We start from the raw sequence: 3,661 nt of genomic DNA, 5'->3' as shown, positions 1-3,661 counted from the left end.
AATTGTCGCAGTACACGCGCCGACCCAGCTCAACATGTCCAGACCGCGGCAATACTCGGCCGCCGAACTCCAAAGCCACGAGCATGCATGCGGTACCGGCAATGAGGAGCAGGCGGTCGAAGCTCATCGTTGCCCGGTGATCTTCTCGCCGATGTCGCGTGCCAGGGTCCATCCCATGCTGCCCACACTTGATGCGCAGACCCGCACGTCGACGACGACGTTCTTACGGGGCGTCATGGCGTGCTGGCATTGGCGGCCGGCGCCGCCGCCGGGCGGAAAGATGAAGACGTTGTTGGTTCCGTCGGTGATGGCGCTCACCGCGACCGTGCCGTCGGAGACCGAACCGGCGATCGTGACGGTCACGTCGGTGTATTTGCATGCCTGCCAATCGGCGAACTGTTTGTCGACAAACGCCTTCGCCTCGGCCTCGCTGGGGAACGACGCGATGGACTGAATCACTTTGTTGTCCTGCGATGCGTCGCTGAGTACCTGGCCGGCGAATCCGGTGAAGCCCGAGCCGTTGTAGACGTTGTGATCACCAGGCATCACCGCGCCGGTGCACGTGGCCGGGTCTATGACCACATCCCTGAAAGGCGCGTCGAAAATTGCGTTGGGTTCCATCGCCACGTTGCCCACAAGCTCGCTGATCTCGGGCACCGAAGCCAGCAAGCCCTTCAGGCCCGCAGGGTCGATACCTGCCGCGGCGGCCGGGCTTGGCGTCGGCGACGGTGGAGCAGCCGTGTTCGGCGCGGACGCCGACGCACTGGTTGTCGAGGTAGGTGCTGCTGACGTCGATGTCGGTGCGGGGGCTGGGGCCGACGAGCCGCTGTCCCGCATGACGAAAATCGTTGCAGCGAAGACGATCACGACCACCACGACGGCGCCGACGCCGAGAAGACCCCATCGCGGCCCGCGCCGGGGCTTCGGTGCCACTGCGGGCGGATATCCCGGCGGATACTGGCCGGGCGCCGCCGGCGGTCCCCATCCACCACCGGGCGGCGGGCCCGCGTTGGGCGTGTTCTGCCATTGGGGGTTCCACGGCGCCGCTTGTGGCGGTGACGTCGGTGGCGGTGACATCGGCGGCGCGGACGGCGGCGGGCTCATCGGCGGTGGCGCGCCGTGGTGGGGAGTTCTCGGCACCACCGTCGTGGCTTCGCCGTCGTCGTCCCCACGCGGGCTGCCGGGCCAGTCGGTGGTCATCTCGGCATCGCGGTCATCGTCATGTGTGCTCATCGAGAGTCAGCCTGCCTTACGTGGTGGGGATACGGTCAACGATCTGGGCGACAAGCGAAGGCGCCTGCGCGCTTCCGCCTGGACCGCAGATCTGCACGTCGATCACGATGTTGCGCTGCGCCTTGAGTGCGCGTTGGCAGCCCAGTCCGCTGTACTTCTTGGAGAGCGTCGATACGGTCAGCACACCTGCGTTGGTGTCGGGGGTCAGAATGGTGTTGATGAATAACTCAGTGCCGCGGTCGATCAGCGTGACCGGGTCGTACTTGCATTTCGCCCACCGCTCGGCCTCCGTGCTGACGAAAGCCTGCGCCTGCTCGTCGCTGGGAAATGTCGAGACCGCTTCGGTGACGCCGTACTCGTAACGCTCTCCTGGAACGTCGTGGTACTCCTGCAGGCGGATGGCTGTGAAGCCGGAGCCGTCGTAGGCCGTCGGAAGGCCGACATTGATTGCGCCGCCGCAGTCCGGCCGATCGGTGGTGGTTGTGGTGTAAAGGCTCTCGGTGTCGGCGACCTGGATCAGGTCTTCGACGACGAGCAGCGACGCCAGCGTGGTGGCGCTTGGCAGAAACTCCGCGAGGCGCGCACTACTCACCGTGGCGGCAGCCGGTGGGCTTGGAGAAGTGCTTGGCGCTTCGCCAGTGCTCGATGTCGCTCCGCCAGCGGTGTTGGCATTGGGGGACGGCTCGGCGCCGGGTGCGCCTCCGGTGGCCTGCGCCGGCGCCTTCTGCATGGTCACCCGAACGGCGACCGCGGCTGCGATCACGGCGACAACCGCGAGCCCGATCACCGTCCAGCGCAGCGCCTTTCCGCGTGCTGGCGCCGGTGCGGCGGGCGTGGGCGGTTGAGCCCAGTTGCTCATTGTTGGCGGTGCCCACCCGGGCTGCGGACCCACGCCGGGTGGCGTAGGCGGTCCCGGCCAGCTCGCCCGGCCCGGCGGCGGGGTGTAAGGGCGAGTTTCTTCCCCGTCGCTGTTGTGTGTCACTGCGCGGCCTCGATGTTCTCGGTGATCTCTGCGGTGATGTCGTCGAGAGGCTGCGAGGAGCTGCGCCCGCACACTTCGAGCTCGATGACGATGTTGTTGTGGGGGGTCATGGAATCATGGCAATGCCAGCCATCGGCGCCCTCCCGGGTCCACGACATCCGAATTCCCCCTGCGGTTTCCGACATTTCGCCGGTGGTCCAGTACTCACTGGCTGCGTTCGTATCGGCAACGCGCTTCAGGTTGATGCTGCGGTCGGCGCATCGTCGCCATGCCGCCTCGCTGGATTCAACGAACTCCTGCGCGGCGGTGGCGTCGGGGAAGTTGACGACGGCTTGGACGAGAGAATCGGGACCATTTGAGATGTCCGCGGATTCCTGCCTGGCGAGGTATTGCCGACGCACGGCTTGCCACCCGCTGCCTTCATGGTTGTTGGACAGTGCGGGGGTGCCAAGGTTGCAGTCATCGTCGACCACAGTCCGCTGCGGGACCATCTGGGTGTAGACCTGATCCGAGCGATGCTCGCGGTCGCCCAAAGGCCCGGTACCGAAGATCTTTCCGGCTTCCGTGCGGGTGAGAAGCAGTCCGTCCATGGCGGTCACTGGCACCGCAACGAGTGGCGCAGGTGTCTGCGATGGTGTTGCTGATGCGGTCCCTGACTCGCGGTCACCTGTGCTGCTTGGCCACCACACGATTGCGGAGGCTACCGCAGCCAACACCACCACGCCCACGGTCGCAGCCGCCCACCGCGCACCGCGGCGCCTGGGGGGCGGCGGCGTCGCCGGTGGCCAGGTCGACCACTCGGGATACGGCGACCGAGCTGGCCACTCGGTGAGTGCCGGGGGATAGCTGTGCTGTTGCCAGTGCGGCGAAGGAGTGGCGCCGCGGCCGTCATCGCGAGTGCTGGGGGTGTAGGGGTACATGACGAACTCCTGAAGGGGTGTCGGCTGCGGCCCTAGCGGGGCCGGGTCGGCGGATGCGGTTGTGGTGGCCAGGGCGCAGGGGTTCGTGGGGCAGCCGGCGGAGGCGGGGGTGGCCAGCCTGGCTGCGCCCAGTAATTGCCGGTGTACGGCCCCGGCGCGGTGTAGTTCGGGCGCGGGGGCGGCAACTTGTTCTTCCGCTTACTGCTGACAAGTTTGACCACCCCGTATACGCCGATGCCGATAATCAAGAGCTTGGAGGCGATGTACCCGAGGGCGAACCCCGGACGCGATTCGGCAGCGGTTTGTGCCAAATAGAGCATCGACATGATTTTTGTCCTTTTCATCTTGGGACCGGACTGTCTGTCCAGCGCCGGAATGGGTTGGGGGGTAGTGAATGTAGTGCGGTGGACCGTTGACGTCAGTACTTGCTGACGCTTGCGACCTTGAACGTCGCACCTTTCAGCTCGTAATAGTCGTCCGACAACGTGAACACGTCTTCGGTGACGGATTGGCCGGGCGCAAGGCT

General features: G+C 66.1%; 5 protein-coding genes. 1 reads left to right on the top strand and 4 read right to left on the bottom strand.

What is annotated here, in order from left to right:
• Positions 1–123: 123 nt before the first annotated feature.
• The 3 genes from VFH65_RS25965 to VFH65_RS25955 form a co-directional block, all read right to left on the bottom strand.
• Positions 124–1,233, bottom strand: coding sequence for a sensor domain-containing protein (locus tag VFH65_RS25965; protein ID WP_353325517.1), 1,110 nt, complete (start codon positions 1,231–1,233; stop codon positions 124–126).
• A 16-nt stretch (positions 1,234–1,249) separates the two neighbouring features.
• Positions 1,250–2,092: a sensor domain-containing protein gene (locus tag VFH65_RS25960; protein WP_353325515.1), complete on the bottom strand. Its 843-nt coding sequence runs from the start codon at positions 2,090–2,092 to the stop codon at positions 1,250–1,252.
• 119 nt (positions 2,093–2,211) lie between these two features.
• Positions 2,212–2,805, bottom strand: coding sequence for a sensor domain-containing protein (locus VFH65_RS25955; protein ID WP_353325513.1), 594 nt, complete (start codon positions 2,803–2,805; stop codon positions 2,212–2,214).
• On the opposite strand from VFH65_RS25955, the gene VFH65_RS25950 reads away from it, so the two are divergent.
• Entirely contained in the window at positions 2,804–3,061 is a 258-nt protein-coding gene (locus VFH65_RS25950; RefSeq protein WP_353325511.1) for a hypothetical protein, read from the top strand. The genes VFH65_RS25955 and VFH65_RS25950 overlap by 2 nt on opposite strands.
• Positions 3,062–3,167: 106 nt before the next feature.
• Here VFH65_RS25950 and VFH65_RS25945 read toward each other — a convergent pair whose 3' ends face one another.
• Positions 3,168–3,461 carry a hypothetical protein gene (locus tag VFH65_RS25945; protein WP_353325509.1) on the bottom strand — a complete coding sequence of 98 codons (294 nt, stop codon included), beginning with the start codon at positions 3,459–3,461 and terminating at the stop codon, positions 3,168–3,170.
• Positions 3,462–3,661: the final 200 nt, after the last annotated feature.

Origin of the sequence: Mycobacterium sp., from assembly GCF_035697385.1 — a bacterium.
In the GTDB taxonomy this organism is placed as follows: Bacteria; Actinomycetota; Actinomycetes; order Mycobacteriales; family Mycobacteriaceae; genus Mycobacterium.
Note: the sequence above shows the minus strand (reverse complement) of the source record. Positions and strands in the feature narration are given on the sequence as shown.